The organism is Aequorivita vladivostokensis (assembly GCF_000952855.1).
GTDB classification, from domain to species: Bacteria; Bacteroidota; Bacteroidia; order Flavobacteriales; family Flavobacteriaceae; genus Aequorivita; species Aequorivita vladivostokensis.
Genome location: NZ_JSVU01000001.1, coordinates 409920 through 425885 on the forward strand (window position 1 = coordinate 409920; position 15966 = coordinate 425885).

The 15966-nt window shown below is 40.9% G+C and carries 18 protein-coding genes; all 18 read left to right on the plus strand.

Annotation, left to right across the window (positions count from 1 at the left end; genetic code table 11):
• The first annotated feature begins 288 nt into the window (after positions 1 to 288).
• Positions 289 to 858, plus strand: a complete 570-nt coding sequence (locus MB09_RS01830) for a TetR/AcrR family transcriptional regulator (RefSeq protein ID WP_045079140.1) — start codon at positions 289 to 291, stop codon at positions 856 to 858.
• Between the two features lie 127 nt (positions 859 to 985).
• Positions 986 to 2059: a 2Fe-2S iron-sulfur cluster-binding protein gene (locus MB09_RS01835; protein ID WP_045079141.1), complete on the plus strand. Its 1074-nt coding sequence runs from the start codon at positions 986 to 988 to the stop codon at positions 2057 to 2059.
• Between the two features lie 54 nt (positions 2060 to 2113).
• On the plus strand, positions 2114 to 3070 hold the full coding sequence (gene paaA, locus MB09_RS01840; RefSeq protein WP_045079142.1) for a 1,2-phenylacetyl-CoA epoxidase subunit PaaA: 957 nt from the start codon (positions 2114 to 2116) through the stop codon (positions 3068 to 3070).
• A 77-nt stretch (positions 3071 to 3147) separates the two neighbouring features.
• A complete protein-coding gene (gene paaB, locus MB09_RS01845; protein ID WP_045079143.1) occupies positions 3148 to 3438 on the plus strand; it encodes a 1,2-phenylacetyl-CoA epoxidase subunit PaaB in 291 nt (96 codons plus the stop codon).
• A 188-nt stretch (positions 3439 to 3626) separates the two neighbouring features.
• Complete coding sequence (locus tag MB09_RS01850) at positions 3627 to 3902, plus strand: GIY-YIG nuclease family protein (RefSeq protein WP_084709009.1); 276 nt, start codon at positions 3627 to 3629, stop codon at positions 3900 to 3902.
• A 117-nt stretch (positions 3903 to 4019) separates the two neighbouring features.
• Complete coding sequence (gene paaC, locus MB09_RS01855; RefSeq protein ID WP_045079144.1) at positions 4020 to 4790, plus strand: 1,2-phenylacetyl-CoA epoxidase subunit PaaC; 771 nt, start codon at positions 4020 to 4022, stop codon at positions 4788 to 4790.
• 76 nt (positions 4791 to 4866) lie between these two features.
• Entirely contained in the window at positions 4867 to 5370 is a 504-nt protein-coding gene (gene paaD, locus MB09_RS01860) for a 1,2-phenylacetyl-CoA epoxidase subunit PaaD (RefSeq protein ID WP_205618083.1), read from the plus strand.
• Between the two features lie 2 nt (positions 5371 to 5372).
• Positions 5373 to 6152: an enoyl-CoA hydratase-related protein gene (locus MB09_RS01865; RefSeq protein ID WP_045079145.1), complete on the plus strand. Its 780-nt coding sequence runs from the start codon at positions 5373 to 5375 to the stop codon at positions 6150 to 6152.
• A 64-nt stretch (positions 6153 to 6216) separates the two neighbouring features.
• The gene (locus MB09_RS01870) at positions 6217 to 7398 is read left to right on the plus strand and encodes a 3-hydroxyacyl-CoA dehydrogenase NAD-binding domain-containing protein (protein WP_045079146.1); all 1182 of its coding nucleotides are present in this window, start codon (positions 6217 to 6219) and stop codon (positions 7396 to 7398) included.
• A gap of 30 nt (positions 7399 to 7428) precedes the next feature.
• On the plus strand, positions 7429 to 7806 hold the full coding sequence (locus MB09_RS01875) for a four helix bundle protein (RefSeq protein ID WP_045079345.1): 378 nt from the start codon (positions 7429 to 7431) through the stop codon (positions 7804 to 7806).
• 5 nt (positions 7807 to 7811) lie between these two features.
• Positions 7812 to 8234 (plus strand): PaaI family thioesterase, encoded by a 423-nt coding sequence (locus tag MB09_RS01880; protein ID WP_045079147.1) that lies wholly within the window; start codon positions 7812 to 7814, stop codon positions 8232 to 8234.
• Between the two features lie 38 nt (positions 8235 to 8272).
• Complete coding sequence (gene ypfJ, locus MB09_RS01885) at positions 8273 to 9130, plus strand: KPN_02809 family neutral zinc metallopeptidase (protein WP_045079148.1); 858 nt, start codon at positions 8273 to 8275, stop codon at positions 9128 to 9130.
• 13 nt (positions 9131 to 9143) lie between these two features.
• A complete protein-coding gene (gene pcaF, locus MB09_RS01890; RefSeq protein WP_045079149.1) occupies positions 9144 to 10349 on the plus strand; it encodes a 3-oxoadipyl-CoA thiolase in 1206 nt (401 codons plus the stop codon).
• Positions 10350 to 10393: 44 nt separating this feature from the next.
• Complete coding sequence (gene paaZ / locus MB09_RS01895) at positions 10394 to 12892, plus strand: phenylacetic acid degradation bifunctional protein PaaZ (protein ID WP_045079150.1); 2499 nt, start codon at positions 10394 to 10396, stop codon at positions 12890 to 12892.
• Positions 12893 to 12904: 12 nt separating this feature from the next.
• Positions 12905 to 13660 carry an enoyl-CoA hydratase/isomerase family protein gene (locus tag MB09_RS01900; protein ID WP_045079151.1) on the plus strand — a complete coding sequence of 252 codons (756 nt, stop codon included), beginning with the start codon at positions 12905 to 12907 and terminating at the stop codon, positions 13658 to 13660.
• A gap of 4 nt (positions 13661 to 13664) precedes the next feature.
• Complete coding sequence (locus tag MB09_RS01905) at positions 13665 to 14006, plus strand: hypothetical protein (RefSeq protein ID WP_045079152.1); 342 nt, start codon at positions 13665 to 13667, stop codon at positions 14004 to 14006.
• Positions 14003 to 14608: an acyltransferase gene (locus MB09_RS01910; protein ID WP_045079153.1), complete on the plus strand. Its 606-nt coding sequence runs from the start codon at positions 14003 to 14005 to the stop codon at positions 14606 to 14608. Before MB09_RS01905 ends, MB09_RS01910 begins: the two co-directional genes overlap by 4 nt.
• An 8-nt stretch (positions 14609 to 14616) precedes the next feature.
• Entirely contained in the window at positions 14617 to 15903 is a 1287-nt protein-coding gene (locus tag MB09_RS01915; RefSeq protein WP_045079154.1) for a dihydrolipoamide acetyltransferase family protein, read from the plus strand.
• Positions 15904 to 15966: the final 63 nt, after the last annotated feature.

Genomic DNA, 15966 nt, shown 5'->3' on the forward strand with positions numbered 1-15966 from the left:
ACCGTTCAGTTCACGAAGGATTAGATAAATTAGAAACAAAATTAAATACAACGTATCCATAGAGTCTAATTTTATGAAGCGTTAATATTAGAGAGCCGAGATACTGCAATATCTCGGTTTCTTTTTTCATAACGGATAACTTCATTACCGTTCGATACAAATTTACTTCGTTTAAAATGAACGTTAAAACAAACTTGTCAACATTAAAAACCTATTTAAGCACCTGAATATCAATTAATTGTTTCTTTTGTCGAAAATAGAGATGTTTATAATCCCTATATTACATCAATGAAAACACTTTCCAGAAAAGACGAAATAATATCGGTAGCAGCACATCTTTTTAACGAAAAAGGATATAAAGCCGTTTCCATGCGTGATATTGCGACGGCATTGGACATAAAGGCTGCGAGTCTTTATAACCACATTAGCGGAAAGCAGGAAATACTTTCTGAAATCATTTTGAAAGTTGCGGAGGAATTTACGGTTGGAATGGAAAAAGTGGTTGATGAAAATAGTTCAGCAATAAAAAAGGTTGAAAAGGTAATTGAACTTCACATAGATATTACGGTAAATCATTCCGAAGCACTTGCAGCGTTGAACAATGATTGGATGCATTTGGAAGATGAAGATTTAAAAGCTTTTGTGAAAATGCGGGAAGACTATGAAGAAAATTTCCGAAGCATAATAAAACAAGGGATCGACGCTGGAGAAATAAAGCGATATCACCCCGAAGTAATACTTTTTTCAATACTTTCCACATTGCGAACATTGTATTTATGGAATCAAAAAAGGGGAAAATTGGACGTGAATATTTTAAAAAAAGATATGGTTTCGGTTTTGATAAAAGGTATTGTATAAACTTTTCATTTCCAGCGCAGTCCAGAACAATTTTTGGACGTCTCGACAGCGCTCGACGTGACAAAGTTAATAATTTGCAATTCTAACTAACAAACGTTAGTTTTGTTAACTTAATTCGATAAAAAAAGTGGCGAAATTTCATAAAATAAAAGTAAGGGACGTTTACAAAGAAACAGACGACTGTTCGGTGATTACCTTTGATGTTCCCGAGAATTTGGCTGAAGAATTCCACTTCCGTCAAGGCCAGCATTTAACTTTAAAAGCCGATATTGAAGGCGAAGACACACGCCGTTCCTACAGCTTGTGCTCCAGCCCTATTGATAAGCAATGGCAAGTGGCGGTAAAAACCATTCCGGGCGGCAAGTTTTCAACCTTTGTAAATTCAAGGTTACAGGCTGGCGATACGCTGGAGATTATGGAACCCAGCGGGATGTTTGGCGTGGAAATTCAACCTAAAAAAGCCAAAAACTATCTGTTTTTTGCAGCTGGAAGCGGTATTACGCCCGTGCTTTCAATGATCAAAACACATTTAGCGTTGGAGCCAAAGGCAACTTGCAAGCTGTTTTATGTGAATAGAACGGCGAAATCCATTATCTTTAAGGAAGCTTTGGAACAGTTGCGGAACCAGTATTTTGGCAGATTGGAAATTTATTATATCCTTACGAAAGAACGCCGCGATATAGAACTTTTCAACGGACGTTTTGACGATGAAAAGATGCGGGTTTTGACCAAAACCTTTATCGACATTCCAGATACCAGTGAAGTGTTCCTGTGTGGGCCCGAAGAAATGGTGAGCTACGTGAGCAATTATTTGGTGGAAGCAGGTTTGCCGAAAGAATTGATTCATTTTGAACTGTTCGTAACCGGATTGACCGAAGAAGATAAAAAACGTGCCGAACGCTTGGCGCAACAAAATGTGGAAGGTGTTGAGGTGACCATTGTGGATGCAGGAAAGGAATTCCAATTTACAATGACAAAAGATTTTGATAATATCCTCGATGCTGCTTTGGCCGCGGGTGCCGATTTGCCCTTTGCTTGCAAAGGCGGGGTTTGCAGCACTTGCAAATGCCAAATTTTGGAAGGCAGTGTGGAGATGAAAATAAATTACGCTTTGGAAGAAAAAGAAGTTGCGCAAAACTTTGTATTGAGTTGCCAAGCAGTTCCAACTTCCGAAAAAGTTAAAGTAGATTTTGATGTTTAATTCCCCCTTTGAAGGGGGCTAGGGGGATGTTCTCTTAGTCTTAAAATATATTTTATGAGTGAAAAAGAAGTGAAAAACCTAGAAGAAATTTTCGAAGCCCGCATTGCGCGCGACGAAAAGATAGAGCCGAAAGACTGGATGCCGGAGAAATACCGTCAGACCCATATTCGGCAGATAAGTCAGCACGCCCATTCGGAAATTATTGGGATGCTTCCCGAAGGCAACTGGATTACCCGTGCACCTTCATTACGAAGAAAAGCAGCATTACTTGCAAAAGTGCAGGATGAAGCTGGACACGGATTGTATCTGTATTCAGCTTGTGAAACCCTTGGTATTTCGCGGGATGAATTATACGAACAATTGCATTCCGGAAAGGCGAAATATTCTTCCATTTTCAACTACCCAACAATCACTTGGGCCGATATGGGCGCCATTGGCTGGTTGGTTGACGGTGCAGCGATCATCAATCAGGTACCGCTTTGCAATACGTCTTTTGGACCGTATGCAAGAGCGATGGTGCGTGTTTGCAAGGAAGAAAGTTTTCACCAGCGTCAAGGTTTTGAAATTATGCTAACGCTTTGCCGCGGTACGGAAGAACAAAAACCCATGGCGCAAGATGCGCTAAACCGATGGTGGTGGCCAAGTTTGATGATGTTGGGGCCAACAGATGCGGAGTCGGTTCACACCGAGCAATCCATGAAATGGAAATTGAAACGTAAGAGTAACGACGAGCTTCGTCAGCAATTTATAGACCAGACTGTACCGCAGGCAGATTTGCTGGGACTTACAATTCCGGATCCAGATTTGAAATTTAATGAAGAAACCGGACATTATGATTTCGGCGAAATTGATTGGGATGAATTTTGGCAAGTAGTAAAAGGCCACGGTCCGTGCAACAAAGAACGAATGAGCGCCCGGGTGAACGCATGGAACAATGGCGAATGGGTTCGCGATGCAGCAATGGCTTATGCGGAAAAGAACGCAAATAGAAAAGTAGCGAAAGCAAGTTAAATAGACGTGAGACGTGAGATATGAGACGTGAGAAAGGCGTCTAAATCTCACATCTCACATCTCAAATACAATATCTCATGTCTGAAAAGAAAAACTGGCCCCTTTGGGAAATATTTGTCCGCAGTAAAAATGGCTTGGAGCACCGTCATTTTGGTAGCCTCCACGCCGCCGATGCAGAAATGGCATTGGAAAATGCCCGCGATGTTTACACGCGCCGAAACGAAGGCGTGAGCATTTGGGTGGTGGAAAGCAAACATATTACAGCCTCCAATCCCGCTGATAATGGCGAACTTTTTGAGCCTGCGCAGGACAAAGTATATCGCCACCCCACTTTTTATGATTTGCCGGATGAGGTGAAGCATATGTAAAATTCCCGCGAAGGCGGGAATCTCATCATTTGAAAGCAGAAATTCGGTTTTATGTAAAAGAAAAAATGGTATAATAGATATCCAGCTAATTTGATTCGGAAAATATAAAATATGAACGCAACATCAAAAGATTTCCGCGAAGGCGGGAATCTCATCAATATGAAACCGAAATCCGATTCTCTAAATAAATGAAAAATTGGTATGTCTATATTATGTCCAACAAACCGAAAGGTGTCATTTACATTGGCATTACAGATAATATTGATGCTCGGGTTGAAGAACATAAAAACAAGGTTTTTCGAAATTCCTTCACAGCAAAATACAATTGCGATAAACTGGTTTATTATGAAGAATTCAAAGAGGGGTTTAAAGCTTCCCAACGGGAAAAACAGTTTGATTTAAGTGTAAACTGGAACAATGAAAATTTAATTTATAAAACAAACCGTTTTCCCATTCGGGAGTAATTCCCGCGCAGACGGAATCCCATCAATTAAAAACAGAAACTTGATTTTCACGATAACAAATAGTCGGTATCTAAATGTCAGAAACCATTTAAATATGATTCGGAAATAAATTAAAATATGAACGCAACATCAAAAGATTCCCGCCTTCGCGGGAATTACATCCTAACAATAGCAGACAACTCCCTAATCCTAGCCCAGCGCTTGGGCGAGCTCTGCGGCCACGGCCCAACTTTGGAAACGGATATTGCCCTAACCAATATTGCTCTGGATTTGCTGGGCCAGACCCGAAGCTATTACCAATATGCCGCAAAGATTTCCGAAGAAGATAAAACTGAAGATGATATTGCCTTCTTAAGAATTGAAAGGGAATACAAAAACTGTCTCTTGGTTGAACAGCCAAACACACATTTCGGCTATGTTATCGGGCGTCAGTTTCTCTTCGATGTTTACCATTTTATGTTGATGGAGAAGCTACAAAATAGTCCCGATGAAACTTTGGCCGCAATCGCCAAAAAAGGAATTAAGGAAGTGAGTTACCACAAACGATTTTCTTCCGATTGGGTGAAACGTTTAGGCGACGGCACCGAGGAAAGTAAAGCTAAAATGCAAGAAGCAATTGACGATCTGTGGCGATTTACGGATGAACTTTTCTTTATGACCGAAGCTGAAAAAGAAATGGCAAAAGAAGGAATTGGCATTGATGTTTCAACTTTCAAAGAAAAATATTACGAAGAGGTTTCCGAAGTTTTAAAACAAGCCACGCTTACTGTTCCGGAAAATAAATATTTCACAAAAGGCGGAAAAGAGGGGATTCACACAGAGCATATGGGTTATATTTTGGCAGATTTGCAATATATGCAACGCACATATCCTAATATGCAATGGTAAAAAAGTTAGCGATTTCTGATTTAGAAGTAATAAAACTTCAAAATCTGCAATCAAAAATCGATGATCTTCAATAATGATGATACTTACAGAAAAACCAAACATACAAGATCATTTAATTCCAGTTCTGAAAAATATTTCAGACCCGGAGATTCCTGTGCTTTCTGTTTTGGATTTGGGTGTAATTCGTGAAGCGGTTGAAAAGGATGGAATTGTTCAAATTAAACTTACACCCACATATTCCGGTTGCCCGGCAATGGATGTGATTGCAGATGATTTAAAAAAAGCCTTTTCAGAAATAGGAAAAAATGTAGAAGTTGAATTGGTTCTTTCCCCAGCCTGGTCAACGGATTGGATTTCAGAAGAAGGACTCCAAAAAATGGAGGAATACGGCATTGCCCGTCCGCTTTCGGAATCGCATGACAAAGACGTTTTGCTCGGTGAAAAAAAGATGGTCAAATGTCCGCAGTGTGGAAGCACAAATACCCATCTTGTTAGTCAATTTGGTTCCACGGCCTGTAAAGCTTTGTTTAAATGTGATGATTGCCAGGAACCGTTTGATTACTTTAAATGTTTAAAATAAAAATGAAAAGCATAACCACCCAAATAGAAAACAAAGTAGCAACCCTAACCCTAAACCGTCCCGAGGTTTTCAATAGTTTCAATCGCGAAATGGCGCTATTGCTTCAAAACGAATTGGATGCCTGCGAAAAAAATCCAAAAGTTCGCGCAATCGTACTCACCGGAAGCGGAAAGGCTTTCTGTGCCGGTCAGGATTTAAAGGAAGTCACTTCGCCGGAATTGAACCCCGGTTTCAAAAAAATTCTTGAGGAACACTACAATCCTATTATATCCCGAATTCGAAATATTGAAAAGCCAATCATCGGCGCAATCAATGGAGTTGCCGCAGGTGCAGGCGCCAATATTGCCTTGGCCTGCGATGTGGTCGTCGCTTCGGAAAATGCCAGTTTTATTCAGTCTTTCAGTAAAATCGGGTTGGTGCCCGATAGCGCCGGGACTTTCTTCTTACCGCGGTTGATTGGGTTCCAAAAAGCTTCGGCTTTAATGATGTTGGGCGATAAAGTTTCTGCAATGGAAGCCGAAAAACTGGGAATGGTTTATAAAACCGTTCCTTCAGAAAATTTTATGGAAGAGGTGAATAATATAGCCTCCATTTTGGCAAACATGCCAACCAAAGCATTGGGACTTACAAAGCGATTGTTGAACAAATCGATGCAGAATTCGTTGGAAGAACAACTCAATCTGGAAAGCAAACTTCAAATAGAATCGGCCCAAAGCGAAGATTATGCAGAAGGTGTTGATGCGTTTGTAAACAAACGGAAACCGAATTTTAAAGGAAAGTAAATTGTCACCCTGAGCGCTCCCGATAGTTATCAGGACGAGGGGTTTTATATATGAAATAAATAAAATGATCAAAAAAGTTGGAATAATTGGCGGAGGAACGATGGGAAGCGGCATAGCACAAGTAGCCGCCACGGCAGGTTGCTCAGTAAAATTGTACGATACCAAAACGGAAGCTTTGGAAAAAGCCAAAGCCGATCTCGAAAAAATAATGGACCATTTGGTTGAAAAGGGCAAAATCAATTCCGAAGAAAAACAGCGCATCCAAAACAATATAAAATATGTCAATTCTCTAAAAGAACTGAAAGATTCAGATTTGACCATTGAAGCGATAGTTGAAAATCTCGACATTAAAAAGAATGTGTTTTCGACCCTCGAAAAATTTGTGAGCGACGATTGCATCATTGCCTCAAATACTTCTTCTTTATCGATAGCATCAATCGCTTCATCCCTTCAGAAACCAGAGCGCTGCATCGGTATTCACTTTTTCAATCCAGCACCTTTAATGAAATTGGTTGAGGTTATCCCAGCCGTCCAAACTTCCGAAGAAACCTTAAAAATTTCAGTAAAGACAATTACCGATTGGGGAAAAATTGTTGCCGTTGCAAAAGATACTCCCGGCTTTATTGTGAACCGCGTAGCCCGTCCATTTTACGGCGAAGCACTTCGCATTTATGAGGAGGGAATTGCATCATTTGCTGAAATTGACACCGCAATGAAGGAAATCGGCGGTTTCAGAATGGGCCCTTTCGAGCTTATGGATTTTATTGGAAACGACGTAAATTATACCGTCACCGAAACGGTTTTTGAAGCCTTCTATTACGATCCGCGCTACAAACCTTCTTTCACCCAAAAGCGTTTTGCCGAAGCTGGTTATTTGGGAAGAAAGAGCGGAAAGGGGTATTATAATTATTCAGACGATGGAAAAATGTCAGTTCGGGCGCAGTCGAGAACGCATTCTGAGGGAACAGTTTCTTCAACAGAAATATTTGAAAGAATATTAATAATGCTAATAAACGAAGCCGCAGACGCCCTGTTTTGGAACATCGCTTCCGCAGAAGATATCAACAACGCAATGACCAAAGGTGTGAACTATCCGAAAGGCTTATTAGCTTGGGCCGATGAAAAGGGAATGGATTGGTGTGTAAAAAAAATGGACGAACTTTACGATGAATATCACGAGGACAGGTATCGTTGTTCGCCGTTGTTAAGACGGATGAACAAAGGAGGTTTGAGGTTTGGGGTATGAGGTATGAGGCTCCAAAAAAGAATTAGATTTATGAAATCGGAATATCATTTTAGATTTGAGGAATTACAGGTTTACCAAAAAGCGATTGCTTTTGGGGAAATTGTAAATTCCTTGGTCAAGAAATTTCCAAGGGATGAACGATTTGAATTAACATCCCAATTCAAAAGAGCTTCAGATTCTATTGCACTGAATATTGCGGAAGGGTCATCAGGTACGGATAGACAGTTTTATAATTATTTGGGAAATTCTTGGCACAGTGCGGAAGAATGCGTGGCCTGCAGTGCAAAAGCAAGATTGCGTAATTATATTAATTTTGAAGAAGATGAAGAAGTGCGAAAAAATATTACCGAGCTTTCCAAAATGATTACAAGTCTAAGGAATACAATTTCAAAAAGAATAAAAAAATAGTCGCTATGCCCTCCTCACACCTCATACCACAACACCTCATACCTGCAAAGATGCTCTCCCTGGATGCTTTCAGCCAATGGCTCGGCATCGAAATATTGGAAGTTGAAAAAGGTAGATGCAAGGTGGCGATGACAGTACGAAAGGAAATGCTAAACAGTATGAACAAAGCCCACGGCGGGATAAGTTATAGTTTGGCCGATACCGCATTCGGATTTGCAGCGAATACCCACGGAAAATATGCGGTTTCTATTGAAACTTCAATTAATCACATTGAGGCGTTGAACGAGGGCGATTATTTAACAGCAGAATCTGTGATTGAAAAAGTAGGGAATAAATTGGGGTTCAATATTGTTGAAGTAAAGCGTGGCGATGAGCTAGTAGCTCTTTTCAAAGGCGTAGTGTATCGAACCAGTAAAGACTGGGAATAATTTCAACTTCAAAATCAATTAACTAACACATAGAAATTATGAAATGGCAAGGTAGAAGAAAAAGCGGTAATCTGGACGACCGACGGGGAATGAGCAAAGGCAAACTGGCCGCAGGTGGCGGAATTGTAGTAACAATAATCGTCCTTGCTCTAAATTTTTTCGGTGGCGAAACCGGGCAACAACTTGCCCCTATCGTTGAACAATTAGGAAACAGCCAGACTGTCCAGCAAACGGAACAAAGAGAGCTAACCGCCCAGGAAAAAGAAATGGGCAACTTTATGGCTACCGTTTTGGCCGATACAGAAGATGTTTGGAACCAGATTTTTACCCAAAATAATATTGGCGATTATAAAGAACCCACAATGGTTTTATTTACAGATGCTGTAAGTACTGCCTGTGGAAATGCAAGCTCAGCTTCAGGCCCGTTTTACTGCCCTGCCGATCAAAAAGTATATATGGACTTGGCATTTTTTGACGAATTGAAAACCCGTTTTGGCGCTAAGGGCGGAGATTTCGCCATAGCCTACGTTACCGCCCACGAGATAGGGCATCACGTGCAGACGTTGCTGGGAACATCGCAAAAAGTAACCCAATTGCAACGCCAAAACAGAAGTGAAGCCAACAGATTATCGGTCGCTTTGGAACTGCAGGCCGATTTTTACGCGGGGCTTTGGGCACATTACAACCAAGAATATTTGGAAGAAGGTGATATTGAGGAGGCTTTGAGCGCAGCCAACGCGGTGGGTGATGACGCTATTCAAAAGAGAACCCAAGGCGATGTGGTGCCCGATAGTTTTACTCACGGAAGCTCAGAACAACGTATGAAATGGTTTATGAAAGGCTATAAAACTGGTGATATAAAGCAAGGCGATACCTTTTCGGAAATTTTAAATTAGAATAAAACTTAGAATGAAAGACGCATATATAATTGACGGAATACGAACACCAATTGGCAGCTACCAAGGCACGTTAAGCACTATAAGAACTGATGATTTGGCGGCATTGGTAATTGCTGAAATAGTAAAAAGAAACATAAACATCCCCAAAGAAGCGTACGATGATGTAATCTTGGGCTGCGCAAATCAAGCTGGGGAAGACAATCGGAATGTGGCACGAATGGCATCTCTTTTAGCGGGATTGCCAGTTACGGTGCCAGGGGAAACCGTAAACCGACTTTGCAGCAGCGGACTTTCAGCAATCATCCATGCAAACCGGGCGATAAAAGCGGGCGACGGCGATTTATTTATTTCCGGCGGAGTAGAAAATATGACGCGTGGCCCATACGTAATTGCAAAACCATCCTCTGCTTTTGGGACAGATGCCAAAATGTACGATTCCAGTTTTGGTTGGCGTTTCGTAAACCCCAAAATGGCTGAAATGTACGGCACTGATGGGATGGGAAACACTGCCGAAAATTTAGTTGAAAAACATAAAATTAATCGTGAAGACCAAGATGCTTTTGCATATAACTCTCAAATGAAAGCTGCAAAAGCCCAACAAAATGGAAGGCTTTCAAAAGAAATCGTTCCGGTTGAAATTCCGCAGCGCAAAAAAGATCCAATAATTTTTAAAGAAGATGAATTTATTCGCCCCGAAACTACAAAAGAAGTTTTGGCAAAACTACGTCCCGCCTTTAAAAAAGATGGTAGCGTAACTGCCGGAAATTCTTCAGGATTGAATGATGGTGCTGCGGCAACTATTATCGCTTCGGAAGATGCCGTGAAAAAATACAATTTAAAACCAATTGCCAGAATAGTAAGTTCAGCAGTAGTTGGAGTAGAGCCACGAATTATGGGTATCGGTCCCGTTGCGGCTTCAAATAAAGCTTTGGAAAAAGCATGTTTGAAAATGGAAGATATGGACGTGATTGAATTAAACGAAGCTTTTGCCTCGCAAGCATTGGCGTGCATCCGTGAATGGGGATTGAAAGATGACGACCCACGCATCAATCCAAACGGCGGTTCTATTGCCATTGGTCATCCGCTCGGGGTTACCGGGACGCGAATTGCTTATTCCGCAGCTTTGGAACTTCAACTTCAAAATAAAAAATACGCTTTAATCACCATGTGTGTGGGCGTTGGCCAAGGATATGCGGCTGTCATTGAGCGAGTTTAAAAAATTGTTTTCCGCTTCATTGCGGATTGCTAAAAAATTTAAAAATGAAAAAATTACATAATTACGTCACGGGACAATGGCTTGAAGGAAATGGCGAAGGCGTGCCAATGCACGACGCCATTACTGGTGAAATCATTGCCCTTTCAGATACAGAAGGACTAGATTTTGCTGAAATCCTGCAATACGGAAGAACCAAAGGAGGCGAAGTACTTAGAAAGATGACCTTTCAGGAACGCGGAAATATGTTAAAATCGCTGGCCCTGCATTTGGTTAAAAAGAAAGCCGATTTTTATGAAATCAGCTACCGAACGGGCGCAACAAAAGTGGATAGCTGGATTGATATTGAAGGTGGTTTCGGAAATCTTTTTGCCAATGCTTCCCTCAGAAAATTATTCCCAAACCAATCCTATCACGTTGAAGGCGAACCCATCGATTTGTCGCGCGGTGGCCGTTTTATGGCACATCACATTATGGTGCCGAAGCGCGGGGTGGCAATTCATATAAACGCTTTCAATTTCCCGGTTTGGGGTATGCTTGAAAAATGTGCTGTCAATTGGATGGCTGGTGTTCCTGCCGTTGTTAAACCAGCCACAAACACTTCTTTTTTAACTGAAGCCGTAGTTCGTGAAATTATCGCTTCAAAAATATTACCTGAAGGGGCTTTACAGCTTATTACAGGTTCGGCACGAACTATTCTCGATAGCGTGGAATCGCAGGATGTGGTTACATTCACCGGGTCTGCAACTACAGGAAGAATGCTGAAAGCGCATAAAAGAATTATAGAGGAAGCGGTGCCATTTACGATGGAAGCAGATAGTTTGAACGCCTCTGTTTTGGGAGAAGATGCCGCTCCGGGAACGCCTGAATTCGATCTTTTTATCAAAGAAGTGCGAAATGAAATGACAGTGAAGTGCGGACAAAAATGTACTGCCATCCGTCGGGTGATTGTTCCAGAAAATTTAGTTGAAGATGTGCAAATTGCACTTGGAAATGCCCTTTCAAAAGTAACCATTGGCGATCCGCGTTTAAAGGAAGTCCGAATGGGCTCTTTGGTGAGTTTGGATCAAGTACAGGAGGTGCGGGAACGCGTTCAAGAATTATCGAAAACCGCAAGTATTGTTTACGGTAATTTGGATAAAATAGACGTGATTGGCGCTGATGCTAAAAAAGGTGCTTTCTTGGCTCCAATTTTACTTCGCGAAGACAATCCGTTTAAAAATTTATCCGTTCACGAAACCGAAGCTTTCGGTCCAGTGAGTACAATCATGCCTTATAAAAATTTAGACGAAGCTATCACGTTGGTACAAATGGGGAAAGGTTCCTTGGTTTCTTCAATCGCGACAAACGATGATAAAATTGCCAAAGAATACGTAATAAATGCAGCTTCCCACCACGGAAGGATTTTAGTTCTAAACCGTGAAAGCGCCAAAGAAAGTACAGGTCACGGTTCACCTTTACCAAGTTTGGTCCATGGAGGTCCGGGCCGCGCCGGCGGAGGCGAGGAAATGGGCGGTGTGCGTGGTATTAAACATTATATGCAGCGAACAGCCATTCAAGGTTCACCGACAACTTTAACGGAAATCACAGGAATTTATCAAGCGAATGCAAAATATAAAGAGGCGGAACAACATCCTTTTAAGTATCATTGGGAAGACATAGAACCCGGAATGTCTCTAAAAACAAATAACCGTACGCTTACAGATACAGATATTATCAACTTTGCCAATCTTACCTGGGATCATTTTTACGCGCATACCGATATTACTTCGCTCGACGGAAGTATTTTCGAAAAGCGTACCGCCCACGGCTACTTTATAATTTCCGCAGCGGCCGGGCTTTTCGTTTATCCAAATAAAGGTCCAGTAGCTGCAAATTACGGTTTGGAGGATTGTCGTTTTCTACGTCCATTATATCATAATGACACCATTTACGTACGATTAACCTGCAAACAAAAGGTAGATAGAGATGTCGCTTCCGCAGAACATCCTAGCGGAATTGTAAAATGGTTTGTCGAGGTTTTTGATACCGAAGATGAATTGGTAGCCGTTGCAACAATTCTCACCATGGTTCAAAAGAAACAGGAAACTTTTGTTGAAATGACCGATGAAAAAATCGAGGAATGCTTGAACAAACTAACCGAAGATACCAAGCCAAAATGGGGCATCATGACACCCCAACATATGTTGGAACATTTGGAGTACACCTATAAGATAGCTTCGGGAAAAGTTCAGGATTTTGAGGTTGCCACACCCGAAAAGATTTTGGAAAAAGTCCATGCGAGCCTTTATAACTATGACAAATTTCCTCGAAATACAAATTTCCCACAATTGGAAAAAGATACTTTGGATACATTGAAACATTCCGATTTAGCAACGGCTAAGGAGAAATTTTTAGAGGAAAGGGAAGCATATAAAAAATATTTCAAAGAAAATCCTGAAGCCAAATTGAACAATTTGGTTTTTGGTGAAATGAATCGGTACGAATGGTATTTGTTGGAGCGGAAGCATTTAAACCACCATTTCGAGCAATTCGGACTAATTTAAATTTAAAATATTTTGGAAAAACCATACGTAAACATAACAACCGAAAAAGGAATTGCAACAATAGAGTTCTTCCATCCGGCACACAATAGCCTTCCGGGAGATTTGTTGGCAAAACTTGCAAATACAATCACCGAAGCTGGAAATAACGATGAGGTGAAAGTAATTATTCTGAAAAGCGGCGGCGATAGAACATTCTGTGCGGGTGCGAGTTTTAACGAATTGATAAACATAAACGACCCAGAAACGGGAAAGGTTTTTTTCAGCGGATTTGCAAACGTTATCAACGCGATGCGGAAATGCCCAAAGTTTATAATTGGTAGAATCCAAGGGAAAACCGTTGGTGGTGGTGTGGGCGTTGCTTCGGCTACCGATTTTTGTATGGCTACAAAATTTGCAGCAATTAAGTTAAGTGAATTAAATGTGGGAATCGGCCCCTTTGTAGTGGGTCCCGCAGTTGAGAGAAAATTAGGTTTAAGCGCAATGAGCCAAATAGCCATTGATGCAAATTCATTCTACGAAGCCGCATGGGCGCGTCAAAAAGGTTTGTACAATCAGGTTTTTGATACTTTGGAAGAATTGGATGAAGCCGTTCAAAAATTCGCAGAAAATCTTTGCAATTACAATCCCGAAGCCATGAAAGAAATGAAAAAAGTATTTTGGAGCGGCACGGAGGATTGGGATGAACTTTTGGCCGAAAGAGCAGTGATTTCAGGGAGATTGGTGCTAAGTGATTTTACGAAGGAAACATTAAAACGATTTAATAATTAAGGAAATGACATTAAATCAGAAACATTCCGAAGAACTCCCAAAAGAATTTAGACTTTCGAAGTCACGAATAATGTATATAGAAAATAAATCTGAAGGACTTGAAGGTGATGCTAGAATTGGTAGGGTTTATTTTTCTAAAACTGGAAGAACTCTATATTATAAGGGAAGAAAATTCCAAAGCTTAAAGGGAAATGGGTTTAAGTCCAATTATTTTGATGTTGAAAGTGGCGATGAGTTTTGGATTTCAGGGCCTAGAAAAGATAAAAGTGATAGGTTATACGGTGGAAATCTAAATGTTGAAATTGATTCTGATGTTTTAGGAGAATATAAAGAATATATTAAATGATTTATTCCTTTAAAGGCCATATCCCAGTAATCCACGAATCCAGTTTCGTCCACCCTTTGGCGGCCGTTACTGGCAATGTGATTATTGGAAAAAACTGCTACATCGGTCCAGGTGCGGCAATTCGCGGCGATTGGGGCGAGATTATTTTGGAAGATGGCGTGAATGTTCAGGAAAACTGCACGGTGCATATGTTTCCGGGGAAAAGTATTGTTTTGAAAGAAAGTGCGCATGTGGGCCACGGAGCAATAATCCACGGTGCAAATTTGGGCCGAAATTGCTTGATAGGAATGAACAGCGTAATTATGGACGATGCCGAAATTGGCGATGAATGTATTGTTGGCGCAATGAGTTTTGTAAAAGCCGAGGAAAAATTCCCGAAGCGTAAATTGATTGTCGGCAATCCCGCCAAAGCAATAAAAGATATTTCAGATGAAATTATTGCGTGGAAAACCGCCGGAACCCGATTGTACCAGCAATTACCAACAGATTGCCACGAAAGTTTAAGAGAAGTGGAGCCACTTCGAGAAATTCCGGCAAATCGTCCAAAACAAGAAGATTTTTATAAAACGTTGGAAGATTTCAGAAAAGAGAAAAAAGAATAAAGACAACTATGTCGAAAACAGAATTTAAAATGCCCAAAATGGGCGAGAGCATATCCGAAGGAACGATTATCAATTGGTTGGTAAACGAAGGCGACTCGTTTGAGGAAGGGGATATTTTGCTGGAAGTTGCAACCGATAAAGTGGATAACGAAGTTCCCGCACCAGCTTCGGGAAAAATGCTTGAGCATAAATTTAAGGCAAAAGATGTTGTTCCCGTGGGGGAAGTAATCGCAATTTTGGAGTTTTCTGAAGAGAAAGGAGCTCCAAAATCCACGAGTAAAACTTCAGAAAAAACGGTTTCTAAAACCGAAATTTCGGAAAAACCGAAAGCACAAAAACAAATTTCAAAATCAGCTTCCTTTAAAGTAAACGAAAACGTTTTCATTTCGCCATTGGTTGATAGTATTGCTCGCAAAAATCATATCAGTTACGATGAATTGGCTAGAATTTCCGGAACTGGAAAAGAGGGTCGGCTGCGTAAAAGCGATGTTACGAATTATCTTGAAAATGGGCGTCCGTTCCAGTTTGCGCAAGCCATTCCAGAAGTTTCGGGATTTCAGGTTCCCGATTTGAAATTCGATAAAGGAAAAGGCAAGATCGTGGAAATGGACCGTATGCGCCAAATGATAGCCGACCATATGGTTTTCAGCAAGCACACTTCGCCACATGTAACGGCTTATGTAGAGGCAGATTTGACCGAAATGGTAAATTGGCGCAATGATATTAAAGTTGCTTTTCAGAAAAAATACAACGAAAAACTCACATTTACTCCGCTATTTATTGAATGTGTTGCGAAAGCGATTACAGATTTTCCAATGATAAATTCTACGCTTGATGGAAAAAATATTATTGTAAAAGATGAAATAAATATCGGGATGGCGACCGCGCTTCCGTCGGGAAACTTGATTGTTCCCGTGGTGAAAAATGCCGATAAAAAGAACTTAAAAGAATTGGCCGAAACCACAAACGAGCTCGTCGGAAAAGCGCGCGACAACAAATTAAAAGCGGACGAAACAAAGGGCAGTACTTTTACAATAAGCAATGTGGGTACTTTTGGAAGTTTGATGGGAACGCCAATAATCAACCAACCCGAAGCCGCAATTCTCGCAACCGGAATCATTAAAAAACGAGCTGAAGTGATGGAGCGAGAAGAAGGTGATATAATTGAAATACGGCAAATGATGTATTTGTCACTTTCCTTTGACCATAGAATTGTAGATGGCTATTTGGCGGGATCTTTCCTTAGAAGAATTGCCGATTATATGGAACAGTTTGATACTAACAGAAAAATTTAATAATGTCAGGTCGAGCGCAGTCGAGACCTCGTTAAGAATAAAAAAGTGAATATTTCAAAAGAT